Genomic DNA, 14,800 nt, shown 5'->3' on the forward strand with positions numbered 1-14,800 from the left:
CGCTTGAACATCCGGCTGTTGATCGGTTCTGATGTGATCGAGCATCCAATTGCGTTCATGCGATCGCGCGATGCTCTCATGCTGACAGGAGCCACCATGGCACCTCTGCTCACCATGGCCGGGATCAAGAAACACTTCGGTGGCGTGCCGGCTCTTCGAAGTGCGTCTCTTGAGGTTGAACCTGGCGAAGTCCATGCACTCATCGGCCAGAACGGTGCAGGAAAATCAACGCTCATCAAGATCCTGACGGGCCTTTACCGCCGAGACGAAGGCACCGTCGATTTCGCCGGTGAACCCAGCCACGTTGCCTCGCCCCGCGAAGCCCAGAATGCCGGGATCGCCACGATCTACCAGGAATTGAACCTGGTCCCACTCCGGTCTGTCAGCGAAAATGTCGTGATGGGACAGGAGCCAAGGTCTTTCGGCTTCATGATCAACTGGTCCGAAGCGCACCGGCGCACGCGCGAAATCCTCGCGCGGTTCGGCATCGAAATCGACGTGACCGCCCCGCTCGGAAGCTATTCCACGGCAATCCAGCAACTTGTCGCCATTGCGCGCGCCGTCTCCATGGACGCGAAACTCGTCATCATGGACGAGCCAACCTCCTCGCTGGACAGCTCGGAAGTGGAAATCCTGTTCGGGGTCGTCCGGGAGCTGAAATCATCCGGCGTCTCGGTTCTTTACGTGTCCCACTTTCTTGACGAGCTTTTCCAGATCTGCGACCGGGTCACCATCATGCGCGACGGCCAGACGGTCGGCTGCCAGAATATCTCAGAAACGACGAAGCTTGATCTGATCGCCGGCATGCTCGGGCGCAACGCGGAAGAAATCGCCGCCGAAGGCCTGACGGAACTGGCTGGCGGGCGCGCCGCCTATGACGAGGTTGTCCTTGAAGTCGACAAGGTCGCGACGGGCCCGCGTCTCAGCGATTTCTCCATGACGCTTCATCGCGGCGAAATCGTCGGTCTTGGCGGCTTGCTCGGCTCCGGGCGCACCGAGGCCGCCAGGAGTATCTTCGGGCTGGATCATCTCACATCGGGGTCCATGCATCTGCAGGGCCAGGAATTCGAACCGTCCGAGCCGTCCGAAGCCATCCGATCGCGGATCGGGTTCCTGACCGAGGACCGCAAGGCCGAAGGGATCGTTCCGGACATGTCGGTCCGCGAGAACCTCACGCTCGCGCTCCTGCCGAACCTGCGCAAGCACGGACAGATCGACCGGGACCGCGAAAAGGAACTGGTCGGCGAATTCATCCAGAAACTCGGGATCAAGACCTCCCACATGGATCAGCCGATCCGCGAGCTCTCGGGCGGCAACCAGCAGAAGGTTCTCCTGGCACGCTGGCTGGCAACCAGGCCGGACATCCTGATCCTGGACGAGCCCACGCGCGGCGTCGATGTCGGTGCCAAACGCGAGATCCAGTCGATCATCCGGAAATTCGTCGACGACGGACATGCCGTCATCCTGATCAGCTCCGAATTCGAGGAACTGGTGGAAGGCGCCAACCGCATCGTCGTCATGCATGAAGGCAAGGCGGTGTCCGAACTCACCAATCCCGGGATCACCGAAAACGCCCTGGTCAGGGCGCTTGCCCACCACGAGGAGGGCACCGCATGACCAGCCTGACATCAGAACACACCATGCGAACGGACTTTACCGCAAAACTCAAAAATCACGGCGGCCTGATCGCGCTCGGGCTGATCCTCATCTTCAACATCATCGTCACGCCCAATTTCCTGCAGACGCAGACGCTTGCCGTCAACATTTCGCAAGTCGCGACGATTGCCATCGTCGCCATGGGCATGACGCTCGTGATTGCAACGGGCGGGATCGATCTTTCGGTCGGTGCGGTCATGGCCCTGTCCGGGGCGCTGGCTCCGCTGATCTTCATGTCGGATTTCGGCCAGGCCTACCCGGTGCTGGGGCTGATCGGCGCGCTTTTCTTTCCACTGGTCGCGGCGCTTGTTTGCGGGCTCTTCAACGGGGTCATCGTCGCGGTGCTGCGGGTGCAGCCGATCATCGCAACACTGATCCTGTTCATTTCCGGGCGCGGCATCGCCCAGGTGCTGACGAACGGCAACCTGCAGACCTTCTCCTACCCCGAGTTCAGCTATCTCGGCACCGGGAAGATTCTGGGTTTCCCCTTTCAGGGATGGCTGGCTCTTGCCATTGCCTGCCTTCTCTTCTGGGTCGTGAACCGGACCGTCTTCGGGCGATACCTGCTTGCGATCGGCGGCAACGAGCGCGCCGCGAAACTCGCCGGTGGCCCTGTGCGCCGGGTCAAGATAGGCGCCTATGTGATCTGTTCGGTCCTATCGGGGCTGGCAGGTCTTATTGTCGTCGCGATCAACTCGGCCTCGGACGCGGCGCGCAACGGCAACCTGATGGAACTCGACGCCATCGCGGCAGCCGTCGTCGGCGGTGCGCTGCTTCAGGGAGGCAAGGCACCGATCTTCGGCGCCATCCTCGGGGCCGTCATCATCCAGCTGGTGAAATACACGCTTCTGGCAAACGGCGTTGAAGACGAAGTCGCGCTGATTGCCAAGGCCGCCATCATCCTGGCTGCCGTCTACATTCAGCAAGCGCGAAAGGAATAGTGCCGTGCTTGATCAAAATGCCTTCGACATGCGGAAATACATTTCGCGCAATCCGCAGTCCGTCGCGGTCTGGATCGCCCTGTTCGTGCTGATCGTGTTCGGCCTGCTCCGCTATGACAATTTCGGCAGCGCCTACAACATCACGTCGTTCCTGAACTACAACGCGATGTTCATCGCGATTTCGGTCGGCATGTGTTTCGTCATTCTGACAGGGGGGATCGATCTCTCGGTCGGATCGGTTGCGGCGTTCACCTCCGTCATTGCCGCCTATCTCAGCCCATACGGCATCGAGGTCGCGCTTCCGCTTGCCGTGCTCTCGGGTGTCGGCTTCGGGCTCTTCAACGCCATCTGTATCGTCTTCGGGCGCATTCCGCCGTTCATCGCGACCCTTACCACGATGCTCGGCGCCAAGGGCGGCTCGCTGGTGATCTCCGGCGCCCAGACGATTTCGGTCGACTGGGGCTCGAATTTCACCCAGCTCGGCATGGAGAAGGCCATGGGCATCGTGCCCTGGACAATCGTTCTGGTGCTCATTCTCGTGGTCTGCCTCTGGGTTGTTCTGGAAATGACCAGCCTGGGACGGACAATTCTCGCCGTCGGCGGCGGTGAAGATGCCTCCGTGATGATGGGCCTCAAGGTCAACCGGGCGAAAATCTTCGCCTACGGGCTGTCCGGCGGATGCGCCGGATTGGCGGGTGTCTTTCTTGCCTCCGGTTTCGGAGCCGGCCAGCCGCTCGAAGGGGTCGGATGGGAACTTTCGGCAATCGCCTCGGTGGTTGTCGGCGGAACCCTTCTGACCGGGGGACTCGGGTCAATCCCGGCCACGGTTGCGGGCGCGCTTCTGCTCGGGCTGGTCTTCAACATCCTGAACTTCGAAAACGGCAAGGGCTGGATCAGCTTCAGCGCCTACTGGCAGATGGTCATCCGGGGCGCCTTCCTGTTCGCGGTCATCCTGTTCCAGACGCGGGTCATGAACCGCCAGTCGGGCGTGGAGTTCGCCAAATGACCGCGATCAGACAGATCCGCACGCAGCTGTTCCACGTCCCGCTCGCCGAAGTGCTGGTGGACGCCAAGCATGGCGACCACACCCTGTTCGAACTGGTGACGGCGACGGTCGTCCTGACCGACGGCACCGAGGGGACCGGCTACACCTACACGGGAGGAAAGGGCGGATCAGCGATCGCCGCCATGATCCACCACGATCTGGCGCCTTTCCTGATCGGTCAGGATGCCGGCGCGGTGGAAAATCTCTACGAAGGCATGCAGTGGCACATCCATTATGTGGGACGGGGCGGGATCGCTTCCTTCGCCATTTCGGCCGTCGACATCGCCCTTTGGGACATTCGCGGCAAGCAGCGCGGCTGGCCCCTGTGGAAACTGGCAGGCGGTGCCGATAACAGATGCAAGGCCTATTGCGGCGGCATCGACCTGAACTTTCCGCTGCCGAAACTGCTGGAAAGCATCCAGGGCTACCTGGATCGGGGCTTCAACGGGGTTAAGATCAAGATCGGCCAGCCGACACTCGAAGAAGACGTTGCCCGCATTGCGGCGGTGCGCGAGTTGATCGGTCCCGATGTCGCCTTCATGGTCGATGCCAACTACTCAATGTCCGTGGACGAGGCGATCGCCGCGGCCCAGGCCTTTGCACCTTATGACATTCTCTGGTTCGAAGAACCGACGATCCCGGACAACTACAAGGGATACGGCGAGATCTCGGACGCAACCGGATGTGCCCTTGCCATGGGCGAAAATCTTCATACTATCCACGAGTTCGAATATGCATTCGATCAGTCCAAACTCAGCTTCATCCAGCCGGATGCGTCCAACTGCGGCGGCGTGACCGGCTTCCTTCAGGTCGCTGACCTGTCACGTCAACACAAGATCCCGGTATGCAGCCACGGAATGCAGGAGTTACACGTCAGTCTCGTTTCCGCGCAGGCGAATGCCGGATGGATCGAAGTTCATTCGTTCCCGATCGACCAATACACGAAGCGCCCGCTGCAGGTGGAAAACCACCTTGCCATTGCGCCGGAAAGCCCCGGGACGGGCGTCGAATTCGACTGGACGCTCCTTGAACCCCACAAAGTCCTGACACTCTAGAGGTCCTCATGCTCAGCAACGCTGCCGTATATCGCGGCGACAAGACGTTCTCACTTGAACAAAAGCAGGTGTCCGATCCCGGTCCCGGCGAAGTTCAGATCAAGGTCGCGTATTGCGGCATCTGCGGCACAGACCTGCACATCTTCCTTGGCCACATGGACCAGCGCGTCGGGTTCGAGCGCACGATCGGTCACGAAATGTCCGGGGTCATCTCCGCGGTCGGCACCGGGGTCGACGGCCTGAAGCCGGGTGACCGGATTGTCGTAAGACCGCTGGACCATTGCGGCGAATGTCCTGCGTGTCTCGCCGGTCACGAGCATATCTGTCACAACCTGAAATTCATCGGCATCGATACCGAAGGCGCTTTCCAGGAATACTGGAATGTGCCTGCCCACACGATCCACGTCCTTCCCGAGGGTCTTGATCTTGCGCATGCGGCGCTGATCGAACCGCTTGCGGTCGCGTGTCACGACGTCAACCGCGCACAGGTCAAACCCGGGGAAGACGTTCTGGTGATCGGCGGCGGTCCGATCGGTCTTCTGGTCGCGCTCGTCGCGCGGCACGCCGGCGGCAAGGTCACGATCAGCGAGATCAGCGAGAGCCGCCTTGCCTACGCGGAGAAGCTCGGCTTCTCCACGATCAATCCGAAACAGTCGGACGCGGCCGAGCAGGTGAACACGCTGACGGGCAACAAGGGCGCGGATGTCGTCTTCGAGGTCTCGGGCAGCCAGCCAGGCGTCGATTTGATGACCGATGCCGCCGCCGCGCGGGGACGTATTGTCATGGTGGCAATCCACGCCAAGAAGCCGGACGTCGACATGTTCCGCTTTTTCTGGCGGGAACTGGAACTCTTCGGTGCCCGCGTCTATCGGCCCGAAGATTACGACCAGGCCATGCAGCTTCTCGCCGAAGGCGTCGTCGACTGCTCCTCCTTCATTACCGATATCCAGCCGCTCAAGGATATTCAGGGCGCGTTCGAAGCCCTTACCCAGAACCCGAGCGCCATCAAATCCATGATCCAGATCAGCGAGAATGCAGAATGAGTGTGTTGGACAGTTTCAGCCTTGCCGGAAAGACGGCGCTTGTCACCGGCGCCAAGCGCGGCATCGGCAAGGCAATGGCAGTGGCGCTCGCCGACGCAGGCGCGGACATCATCGGCGTCAGCGCCAGTCTTGAAGGCTCGGACAGCGAGGTTGAGAAAGAGGTGCGCGCGCTCGGACGCAACTTCACCGGCTATAGTTGCGATTTCAGTGACCGTGAGGCGCTGAAAGCCTTCGCGGCCAAGGTCAACGAGGCTCATCCGGTCATCGATATCCTCATCAACAATGCCGGCACGATCAAGCGTGCACCGCTGACCGAACATGGCGACGACATCTGGGACGAGGTGATCGAGGTCAATCTGTCCTCCCAGTTCGTGCTGACGCGCGAGATCGGTGCGCGCATGGTGGAACGCGGCTCCGGCAAGATCATCTTCACGGCTTCGCTCCTGACCTTCCAGGGCGGCATCACGGTTCCGGGCTACGCAGCCTCCAAGGGCGCAATCGGCCAGTTGACCAAAGCCTTTGCGAACGAATGGGCCGCCAGGGGGATCAATGTCAACGCGATTGCACCGGGCTATATCGCAACGGACAACACCGAGGCGCTGCGCAACGATCCCGTGCGGTCGAAGTCGATCCTGGAGCGTATCCCGGCCGGGCGCTGGGGCAACGCGGAGGACTTTGCCGGACCGGCCGTTTTCCTTGCATCCGCGGCTTCGGACTACATGCACGGCACCGTCATGACCGTCGACGGAGGCTGGATGGGCCGATAGGCCGGGGCTACAGCCCTTTTCAGGGATCGAAGACGATCTGGAACTCCGCCGGCAGGCTGCCGCTGACAACCTGCCGCGCGTTCGGAAGATCGTTTTCTTCCAGCTTCGCCTTGCGGTCCGTTTCCGAAAGGTCCTGCCAGCGTTCGGCAAGACGCCGCTCAAGCTCGGTGAGCGGCACACTCAAAAAGACCGTGGTGTCGAAGAGCGGGCCGAGGTCGCGCCAGGGTGCCTCGTCGAGCAGAAGATAGTTTCCCTCCACGATCAGGTGCCGCACGGACTGCGGAATGACGCGCGCACTGTTGCGCGCGATCTCGATGCTGCGATCAAAGACAGGGACGGCGACTTCGTCTTCCTCGTTGCGCTTGAGCCTCATCAGCATGTGCCGGAAGCTGCCGACATCGAACGTATGCGGCGCACCCTTTCGCGGGCGCCATCCACGGGCGTTCAGGATCAGATCGTCGTAGTGATAGCCGTCCATCGGAAATACGGCAGCACTGCCCGGATCCTTTTCGTTCAGCCTTGCAGCAAGTTCATCGGAGAGTGTGGACTTGCCCGCGCCGGGAGGACCGCAGACAGCTGTTACGCTCCGGTTCGTGCGCCCGCGTTCCACAATCCGGGCCGCAAGGTCTTCAACCGAAATATCCTGCGGAGCAGTCATGACAGATTGAGCCCCGCCGCTTCCGCCTGCTCGGCAAGGAACGGCAGGCCGACCTCGATGACATCCTCCGGGCGCCCGGCCACCGGGCGCCAGACCGCAAGGCCGGATGCAATCTCCGGTGCCAGATAGACAAAGCTTTCCAAAGTCATCGTTCCCTGAAATCCGACGTCGGCCAATCCCCTGAATGTCCCCGCCCAGTCGAGCGTGCCCCTGCCCGGAACGCCACGGTTGGATTCCGACAAATGGACATAGCCGAGATGCTCGCCCGCATCGGCAAAGCCCTCGGCCATGCCGGCTTCCTCGATGTTCATATGATAGGTGTCGAGATGAATGAAGACATTCGGCGCGCCGACGCGTTCAATGATCTCGGCGGTCTGCCGGGCCGTGTTCAGCAAATGGGTCTCATAGCGATTGCAGGGTTCGAGGCCAAGGCGCATGTTGAGATCCCGCGCCTTCTGGGCAACGCGGTCGACCAGCCGACAAATGGCATCGCTTTCCGCTGCGGTGACCGGAGCTCCGCTTGTCTTGCCTATTGTTCCATAAGTCACGCCGGACAGCGCAGCCGCGCCCGCATCCCGCGCCACCTGAAGGGCAAAGCCCAGATAATCGACCGCATCGCCCGGATTGCGCAGGATATCGATCTCGGCCGGAAGCCCGAGCGAACAGACGATCTCCACACCGTTGCGCTCCGCGGCACGCCGGGTTCCAACGCTGTCGTAGTTCTTCGGATCGAGCAAAGGCGTTTCGATGACCGTCACGCCGTGAGCCGTGATCGGCGGAAGCAGGCGATCCGCTTCTGCTGGGTTCCAGAGCGGTGTAAAGGCGAGGCCATGCAGTCCCAGTCGAGGCATATCGCAGTCCTATCCGTGTGCGCCGACGATATAAGAAACGACTTCCGCCATGTCGGTTTCGTCCCGTTTCAGATCGGCAATGACGTTTCCACGGCGAAGTACCACGATACGGCCGCAGGCTTCAAAGACATCGTTGAGGCGGTGGCTGATCAGGATCGTCGCGATGCCTTCATCGCGCATCTGCCGGATCAGGTTCAGCACGCTTTCGACCTCGCGCACGGCAAGCGCCGCCGTCGGTTCATCCATGATCACAAGCTTCGGCTTGAATGTCAGGGCGCGCGCGATCGCAATGGTCTGCTGCTGACCGCCCGACAGCATGCCGACCGGCAGATGGATCGAGGGAACATGCACACCCAGCCGGTCGATCATATGCTGCGCCTCGGCATCGATCTTCGACTTGTCGACAAAACCCGGCAGCAGGCCGAGAAACCGTTTAGTCGGCTCCCGCCCAAGAAAGATGTTGTTGGCAACGTCCTGCTGCGGCGCGAGTGCAAGATCCTGGTAGATCATCTCGATGCCGCTTTCGCGGCGCTCACCGGGATTCCGGCCGGTGACATCGGTGCCATTAAAACTGATGCGTCCCTTGTCCGTGGTGTAAACGCCGGTGATCGTTTTCATGAGGGTGGATTTGCCGGCGCCGTTGTCGCCGACGAGACCGATCACCTCACCTGCGTCGACCGTCAGGTTGACCCCGTGCAGGACCTGCACCGGACCGAAACTCTTCTCCACGCCTGATAGCTCCAGGAGGCTCATTGCAGCGACCTCCCCCGCGTCCGGATCTGGTCGAGCCAGACGGCGGCAATCAGAACAGCGCCGATCGCCATCTGCTGGTAGTAGGCCTGAACGGCCATGAGATTGAGCCCGTTCTGCAGAACACCCATGATGAGCGCGCCTATCATCGTGCCGAGGATCGAACCGCGCCCGCCAAAGAGGTTGGTTCCCCCGATAATGGCGGCGGTGATCGCGAGAAGTTCGTAATTCAGACCGGCGGTCGGATCCCCGGTGTTGACGCGCGCTGTGAAAATCAGCCCGGCAATGCCGGCCATCAGGCCCGAGATCGTGTAAAGCAGCATCCGCTGACGCCGGATGTTGATGCCGGTTGCCCGCGCCGAGTTCTCGTTGTCGCCGAGCGCCAGCGTGTGATGCCCGAACGGCGTATGGGCCAATACGTAGTGGGACGCCAACGCGACAAACAAGAGAATGAAAACAGGTGTCGGCACGCCAAAAGGGCGCGCCTGGCCGAGAAAAAGGATCTCTTCCGGCAAACCGTATATGCCGCGCCCGCTGGAGATGATCAGCGCGAGGCCGCGGGCAATTCCGAGCATGCCCAGGGTCACGATGAAGGCGGGCACATGCCCCCTTGTGATGATGAAGCCGTTGACCGCGCCTGCTGCCGCGCCTGCGCCAAGTGCGCCTATTATGGCGAAGTACCAGGGCAGCTCAAGCGTGACGACCAGCGCCGCGCCAGTGACCGATGCCAGTCCCAGAACGGAACCGAGCGAGAGATCGATCCCTGCCGCGCTGATGACGAAGGTCGCCCCGATGGCCAGAATGCCGAAGGTGGCACTGGCGAGAATGATGTTGAAGAAGTTGTTCGCGGTCAGGAAGACCCGCACCCCGGAGCCTGTTACCGGCGACAGGATCGCCATGACGACAATCAGCACCAGGAGAACCGCGAGCGACTCCGCGCGAACGTGTGTTCTTTCGAGAATTTTCAGCATATGCCCACCCGGTAAATGCGGGCCGCCGGACCAGCGCCCGGATGTTCAGCCATTTCAGGCTGAATGTCCGTTGATCCGGCGGCCTGCCTTGCCGCTGTTACTTGACGTATTCGAGCATCGGGTCGGAGCCGCTTTCCAGCACCTCCTTGGTCAGCACCATGGTCGGAACATAGACCCAGTCCGGCTGATCGCCGCCCGCCTTGACCATTTCAACGGCCTGCTTGCCGACGAGGTAGGGCAGCTGTGCGACCGATGCGTTCAAGCGCCCGGACTTGATCGATTTTACCGCGTCCGAATTGCCGTCAACGCCAATAACCGTCACCTGGTCTCCCTTGCCGGCTGCATAGACCGTTTCGACGGCGCCAAGAGCCATGCCGTCATTGGCGGCGAAAATGGCGACGAGTTCCGGGTTGGCGGTCAGGATATCATTGGTGATGTTGGCGGCCTTGCCCCGGTCCCAGTCACCCGGCAGAGATGCGACGATTTCGAGCCCCGGCGCAAGTTCTGCAAGCTTTTCGGAAAAGCCGTTGGCGCGCTTCTGACCGGTCACGTTGCCGGAAAGGCCCTCGATGACCAGAACCGGTCCCTTGGCATCCGCACCGACCTGGCTGACGAGCCACTCGGCGCCCTGCGCACCGGCAGCGACATTGTCGGAACCGATGGAAAACGCGATGTCGACGCCGGCATCCGTTGCGATCTTGTGATCGAGATTGCCATCGAGATCGACGACCGGAATACCCATCTCCGTTGCCCGTTTCAGGCATGGTAGCAAGATGGTCGAGTTGATCGCGGCGGTGATCATCGCGTCCGGCTGGCGCTCCAGCATCGTGTTGCACACGTTGAGCTGCGGCTCAGCTGCCTGGTCGCTTTCGACAGCCTGCAGGTAATATTCCACGCCTGCTTCACCGGCACCGTCGCGGACACCGAGTTCCATGGCACCCCAGAACGGATTGGACAGGGTTTTCATCAGAACGCCGTAGGTTTCGGCCTGTGCTGGCACGGCCAGCAGCGCCACGAGGGCAGTTACAGTCAATTGCTTGAACATTTGCTTTCCTCCACTTTTCGTCTCTGCTGTACCGGCGCTTCTTCGTCACCTTCTATTTCTCTGCCGGTGCTCAAGCACCGTTGGGGTCGCCTTCGCCCGCCTGGGTATCCAGCGGGCCGAGCGACTCCCTTGCCTCGAGCCGGCAGTTGATGCGGATCGTCTCCGGCGGCGTGTCACCGCCCTCGATCCTTGCCAAGAGCCGCTCCCACGCGACCCGGGCGATTTCCTCCGTCGGCTGGACAATTGCTGCGACAGGCGGGTGCACATGGGCCATCCATGCACTGTCGTCGAAACCGGCCAGAGCCGTGTCCGTCCCGATGACCTGACCGCGCTCCTGCAACAGACCATAGGCGGCCAGTGTCGCCGTGTTGAACAGGCAAAACACGGCATCGGGAGGCGGGTTGTCGTCGAGATACGCGGCCAGTGCGGCACGCGCACCCTCGATGCTGTCGCCGGTGGGCACGTAGTCGACAATGACTTCCTGCGCGCGACCGTCGACGGCGGCACGAACGCCCTCGAGCCGTTCAGCGACATTGGCGATGCCATCTCCGAGATAGGCCACGACAATGCGGCGATGGCCGGCATCGAACAGCTTGTGCATAAGCGCGGCGCTGGCAGCAGCGTTGTCCACGCCAACGCCGTCGGTTGCCGCGTGATGCTGGATCCTGTCCAGAAAGACAAAAGGCGTTTCGTTGGATTCAACAAGCTCCGCAGCACGGGAATAGAGCGACGGTATCACGAAGACACCGGCCACGCGCCAGCCGACCAGTTCGTCGATTTCGCGCGCCTCGATATCTGCATCCTCCCTGCTGGAGGTGGCGACGATGCGGTAGTTCGTAGCCTCGGCGCGATGCTCCAGTTTTGCGACCAGTTCGGCGAAAAACGGGTTTTCGAAATCTGGAATGACGAGACCGATGATGCGGCTCTGACTGCGGCGCAGATTGGAGGCCATGGTGTTGCGGCGGTATCCGAGATCGCGGACCGCCTGGAGCACGGCGCGGCCGATGGGATCGTCCAGCTTGCGGCGGCCGTTGATCACATTGGAAACGCAACCGGGTGATACGCCCGCCCGCCGCGCAACATCGCGGATGGACGGCCTCGACCCCCGCTGCTTTTGCGCAGCCTTGTCGGGCATCGACAAACTCCTCCTTGCGCCAATGCTAGAAAAAACGTTTTATGTTGTAAATCGTTTTTTGGGAGAAACGAAAAATGCGTGTTCTTTACGATCCCGACCCGCGCCAGACGGACGAGATCTTCAGCGCCCGGGACCGGCACAGGTTTTTTTCCGAGTTCGACGTGATCGAAATAGATCCCGCAGAGCGCGATGCGGCCTATGAGCGCCATCTGCCGGAGGCCGACATCGTCATAAGCCAGCAGGCCATGGAAGCGGACAGACTGGAGCGCGCGGCACGGCTCAAGGCCCTGATCAATGTCGAAACGAACTTTCTTCCGAATGTGGACTATGAAGCCTGCCTGCGGCGCGGCGTACATGTGCTGACACCGGCATCCGTGTTCGCGCTGCCCGTTGCCGAAATGGGGCTGTGCATGGCGCTGTCACTGGCGCGCGGCGTACACTCCAGCCACAATGACTTTCTCTCGGCAAACGAAAAATACGGTCTTGAGGGCAACGCGGAGGCCGAGCTTCTGACCGGCAGCAGGATCGGCTTTATCGGGTTTGGAGATCTCGGGCGCGCTCTTCACAAGCTGCTCGCCCCTTTCCAGGCGGAGATCTCGGCGTTCGACCCCTGGCTGCCCGACAATCACTTGCGCCGCCTTGGGGTGGAACCTGCATCACTGGATGACCTGTTGCGGCAAAATCGGGTGATTTTTGTTGTCGCTTCCATCACGACCGAAAATGCCCATCTGCTGGATGCTGAAAAGCTGTCGATGATGCAGGATCAGGCGATGCTTGTCCTCCTGAGCCGGGCGGCAATTTCAGATTTTGACGCCCTTTCGAAAGAAGCCTCAAGCGGCCGCCTGCGGATCGCAACGGATGTCTTCCCGGAAGAACCGGTTGCTGCCGACGACCCGATCCGGAAGGTTCCGGGCATTTTGTTTTCCGCCCATCGCGCAGGTGCCCTGACCTCCGCACTTCAGCAGATCGGCGCACTTGTCCTGGAAGACATGAGCCAGATCGCCAAGGGCCTGCCTCCCGTTGCCTGCCGGCGTGCAGAGCCGGAAACCGTCGGACGCCTCAGGAGCAAACCGATCGAAACGACCTGACTTGCGGTTGTTGCGCGCTTCGATAAGGTGCCGCGAACGCACACAATCTGATCATGAGGCGCATTTTGCACATATGCTTGATCGGCGGCATCGGCCCGGCCGCCACTGACTTCTACTACCGCCGGCTGATCCGGCTGGCAGCTGAGAAGGACCGCGACCTGGACCTGACCATCGTTCACGCCGACGCTCCAACGCTGCTTGCCAACCTCACTTCGGGAGACGGGGCCGCGCAATGCGGCATCTATCTGCGCCTAACGGAGCGGCTGAAGGCTGCCGGTGCGGAGAACGTCGCGGTCACCTCGATTGCCGGTCACTTCTGCATTGATGCCTTTGCAGAGATTTCTCCCTTACCGATCCTTGATCTCACCAAAAGCCTTTCGGCCTGGCTGCAGGAGAAGGGAATGACCCGTGTCGGCATCCTTGGAACCGAAACCGTCATGAGCTCCGGCATGAATGGCAAGCTCTCACCGGTCGACGTTCTGACACCGGCAGGAGATGACCCGAAACATGTCCATGAGGCCTATGTGACGCTGGTACAGTCGGGAGCGCCGGCCCCGGAACTGAAAGACGTCTTCGTTCGCGCAGGCCGCGCGCTTGTGGATCGGGGTGCCGAGGCGGTGCTGCTCGGAGGGACTGACCTGAACGCCGTTTTCACAGCCGATGAGACGGCGTTTCCGGTTGTCGACTGCGCCGGCATACATGCCGGGGACATCGCCCGGTACATCTGACAAGGCGATCCACGGAGTATCGCCGGGATTGAAAATTCACATCCTCTTGTGACGATAGTGATGTCCGGTAACCGTTGAAAGGCGTTGCATCAAACGGACGGATGGGCGACTCTTTGGAACTATCGTTGGGGCAGGAACCTGTCGGAGGAGACACAGATGATCAGGTCCAACTACCCTGTCGACATGGCGGTCGTACCGGACGTGAAGGCTTTCTTCGATCCGGCGACAAACACGATCAGCTATGTCGTAAAGGATCCGTCCTCGAAGGCGTGCGCTGTCGTTGACAGCGTCATGGACATCGATATCGCTGCCGGCCGCATCACCTATGATAATGCCAACGAGATCATCGCCTATATCGAGGAAAACGGGCTTGAGCTCGAATGGCTGATCGAGACACATGTCCATGCCGATCACCTCTCCGGAGCGCCCTACATCCAGCAGAAGCTCGGCGGCAAGCTCGGCATCGGCGACCAGATCACCGTCATCCAGGAAACCTTCGGCAAGGTCTTCAACGAAGGCACCGAGTTCCAGCGCGACGGCAGCCAGTTCGACCGGCTGTTTCAGGACGGCGACACCTACCAGATCGGCGAGATGACAGCCTTTGCCATGGCGACCCCCGGACACACTCCGGCCTGCATGGTGCATATCATGGGCAATGCCGCCTTTGCCGGTGATACGCTGTTCATGCCGGACGGCGGTTCGGCACGAGCCGATTTTCCGGGCGGCGACGCTGCGACGCTCTACGATTCGATCCAGAAGGTGCTGTCGCTGCCGGAGGACATGCGCCTCTTCATGTGCCACGACTACGGCCCGAACGGCCGGGACATCCAGTGGGAAACGACCGTCGGCGACGAGAAGGAGCACAACATCCATGTCGGCGGAGGCAAGACGAAGGAAGAGTTCGTGAAGTTCCGGACCGAACGGGACGCTCAACTCTCCATGCCGAAGCTCATCATTCCATCCATCCAGGTCAACATGCGTGCAGGCAAACTGCCGCCTGCCGACGACAGCGGCAAGACGTTCCTGAAGGTGCCGGTCAACGAACTTTAGGTTCCGTTCGATACCCG

General features: G+C 61.1%; 15 protein-coding genes. 9 read left to right on the forward strand and 6 right to left on the reverse strand.

What is annotated here, in order from left to right; translation table 11 throughout:
• The first annotated feature begins 96 nt into the window (after positions 1-96).
• From RDA78_RS05545 to RDA78_RS05570, 6 genes are read left to right on the forward strand one after another with little or no spacing between them, the layout of a single operon-like run.
• The gene (locus RDA78_RS05545; RefSeq protein ID WP_434054359.1) at positions 97-1,617 is read left to right on the forward strand and encodes a sugar ABC transporter ATP-binding protein; all 1,521 of its coding nucleotides are present in this window, start codon (positions 97-99) and stop codon (positions 1,615-1,617) included.
• A complete protein-coding gene (locus RDA78_RS05550; protein ID WP_434054360.1) occupies positions 1,614-2,597 on the forward strand; it encodes an ABC transporter permease in 984 nt (327 codons plus the stop codon). The genes RDA78_RS05545 and RDA78_RS05550 overlap by 4 nt, the downstream gene beginning before the upstream one ends.
• Before the next feature lie 28 nt (positions 2,598-2,625).
• Positions 2,626-3,603 (forward strand): ABC transporter permease, encoded by a 978-nt coding sequence (locus RDA78_RS05555; RefSeq protein WP_434056104.1) that lies wholly within the window; start codon positions 2,626-2,628, stop codon positions 3,601-3,603.
• Positions 3,600-4,697: a mandelate racemase/muconate lactonizing enzyme family protein gene (locus RDA78_RS05560; RefSeq protein WP_434054361.1), complete on the forward strand. Its 1,098-nt coding sequence runs from the start codon at positions 3,600-3,602 to the stop codon at positions 4,695-4,697. The genes RDA78_RS05555 and RDA78_RS05560 overlap by 4 nt, the downstream gene beginning before the upstream one ends.
• An 8-nt stretch (positions 4,698-4,705) precedes the next feature.
• Positions 4,706-5,740 (forward strand): zinc-dependent alcohol dehydrogenase, encoded by a 1,035-nt coding sequence (locus RDA78_RS05565; protein WP_434054362.1) that lies wholly within the window; start codon positions 4,706-4,708, stop codon positions 5,738-5,740.
• 2 nt (positions 5,741-5,742) lie between these two features.
• On the forward strand, positions 5,743-6,507 hold the full coding sequence (locus RDA78_RS05570) for an SDR family oxidoreductase (protein WP_434056105.1): 765 nt from the start codon (positions 5,743-5,745) through the stop codon (positions 6,505-6,507).
• 19 nt (positions 6,508-6,526) lie between these two features.
• Here RDA78_RS05570 and RDA78_RS05575 read toward each other — a convergent pair whose 3' ends face one another.
• The 6 genes from RDA78_RS05575 to RDA78_RS05600 all read right to left on the reverse strand — a co-directional run bounded on the left by RDA78_RS05575 (position 6,527) and on the right by RDA78_RS05600 (position 11,917).
• A complete protein-coding gene (locus RDA78_RS05575; RefSeq protein WP_434054363.1) occupies positions 6,527-7,165 on the reverse strand; it encodes a nucleoside/nucleotide kinase family protein in 639 nt (212 codons plus the stop codon).
• Positions 7,162-8,016, reverse strand: a complete 855-nt coding sequence (locus RDA78_RS05580; protein WP_434054364.1) for a sugar phosphate isomerase/epimerase family protein — start codon at positions 8,014-8,016, stop codon at positions 7,162-7,164. The genes RDA78_RS05575 and RDA78_RS05580 overlap by 4 nt, the downstream gene beginning before the upstream one ends.
• Before the next feature lie 9 nt (positions 8,017-8,025).
• On the reverse strand, positions 8,026-8,769 hold the full coding sequence (locus RDA78_RS05585; RefSeq protein WP_319385096.1) for an ATP-binding cassette domain-containing protein: 744 nt from the start codon (positions 8,767-8,769) through the stop codon (positions 8,026-8,028).
• Positions 8,766-9,737, reverse strand: coding sequence for an ABC transporter permease (locus RDA78_RS05590; RefSeq protein WP_319385095.1), 972 nt, complete (start codon positions 9,735-9,737; stop codon positions 8,766-8,768). The genes RDA78_RS05585 and RDA78_RS05590 overlap by 4 nt, the downstream gene beginning before the upstream one ends.
• Before the next feature lie 97 nt (positions 9,738-9,834).
• Positions 9,835-10,782, reverse strand: a complete 948-nt coding sequence (locus tag RDA78_RS05595) for a sugar ABC transporter substrate-binding protein (RefSeq protein WP_434054365.1) — start codon at positions 10,780-10,782, stop codon at positions 9,835-9,837.
• Positions 10,783-10,852: 70 nt separating this feature from the next.
• The gene (locus RDA78_RS05600; RefSeq protein WP_434054366.1) at positions 10,853-11,917 is read right to left on the reverse strand and encodes a LacI family DNA-binding transcriptional regulator; all 1,065 of its coding nucleotides are present in this window, start codon (positions 11,915-11,917) and stop codon (positions 10,853-10,855) included.
• 74 nt (positions 11,918-11,991) lie between these two features.
• Between RDA78_RS05600 and RDA78_RS05605 the strand changes: the two genes are divergently transcribed.
• The 3 genes from RDA78_RS05605 to RDA78_RS05615 all read left to right on the forward strand — a co-directional run bounded on the left by RDA78_RS05605 (position 11,992) and on the right by RDA78_RS05615 (position 14,783).
• On the forward strand, positions 11,992-13,005 hold the full coding sequence (locus RDA78_RS05605) for an NAD(P)-dependent oxidoreductase (RefSeq protein WP_434054367.1): 1,014 nt from the start codon (positions 11,992-11,994) through the stop codon (positions 13,003-13,005).
• 65 nt (positions 13,006-13,070) lie between these two features.
• Complete coding sequence (locus RDA78_RS05610; protein WP_434054368.1) at positions 13,071-13,733, forward strand: aspartate/glutamate racemase family protein; 663 nt, start codon at positions 13,071-13,073, stop codon at positions 13,731-13,733.
• Between the two features lie 156 nt (positions 13,734-13,889).
• On the forward strand, positions 13,890-14,783 hold the full coding sequence (locus RDA78_RS05615; protein WP_434054369.1) for an MBL fold metallo-hydrolase: 894 nt from the start codon (positions 13,890-13,892) through the stop codon (positions 14,781-14,783).
• Positions 14,784-14,800 lie beyond the last annotated feature (17 nt).

Source organism: Roseibium sp. (genome assembly GCF_051016195.1).
GTDB lineage: Bacteria > Pseudomonadota > Alphaproteobacteria > Rhizobiales > Stappiaceae > Roseibium.

Bases quoted from the DNA above. Each gene is read 5' to 3' on its own strand.
- RDA78_RS05545 (WP_434054359.1), top strand. From the start codon at position 97: ATGGCACCTCTGCTCACCATGGCCGGGATCAAGAAACACTTCGGTGGC.
- RDA78_RS05550 (WP_434054360.1), top strand. From the start codon at position 1,614: ATGACCAGCCTGACATCAGAACACACCATGCGAACGGACTTTACCGCA.
- RDA78_RS05555 (WP_434056104.1), top strand. From the start codon at position 2,626: ATGCGGAAATACATTTCGCGCAATCCGCAGTCCGTCGCGGTCTGGATC.
- RDA78_RS05560 (WP_434054361.1), top strand. From the start codon at position 3,600: ATGACCGCGATCAGACAGATCCGCACGCAGCTGTTCCACGTCCCGCTC.
- RDA78_RS05565 (WP_434054362.1), top strand. From the start codon at position 4,706: ATGCTCAGCAACGCTGCCGTATATCGCGGCGACAAGACGTTCTCACTT.
- RDA78_RS05575 (WP_434054363.1), bottom strand. From the start codon at position 7,165: ATGACTGCTCCGCAGGATATTTCGGTTGAAGACCTTGCGGCCCGGATT.
- RDA78_RS05580 (WP_434054364.1), bottom strand. From the start codon at position 8,016: ATGCCTCGACTGGGACTGCATGGCCTCGCCTTTACACCGCTCTGGAAC.
- RDA78_RS05585 (WP_319385096.1), bottom strand. From the start codon at position 8,769: ATGAGCCTCCTGGAGCTATCAGGCGTGGAGAAGAGTTTCGGTCCGGTG.
- RDA78_RS05590 (WP_319385095.1), bottom strand. From the start codon at position 9,737: ATGCTGAAAATTCTCGAAAGAACACACGTTCGCGCGGAGTCGCTCGCG.
- RDA78_RS05595 (WP_434054365.1), bottom strand. From the start codon at position 10,782: ATGTTCAAGCAATTGACTGTAACTGCCCTCGTGGCGCTGCTGGCCGTG.
- RDA78_RS05600 (WP_434054366.1), bottom strand. From the start codon at position 11,917: ATGCCCGACAAGGCTGCGCAAAAGCAGCGGGGGTCGAGGCCGTCCATC.
- RDA78_RS05605 (WP_434054367.1), top strand. From the start codon at position 11,992: ATGCGTGTTCTTTACGATCCCGACCCGCGCCAGACGGACGAGATCTTC.
- RDA78_RS05615 (WP_434054369.1), top strand. From the start codon at position 13,890: ATGATCAGGTCCAACTACCCTGTCGACATGGCGGTCGTACCGGACGTG.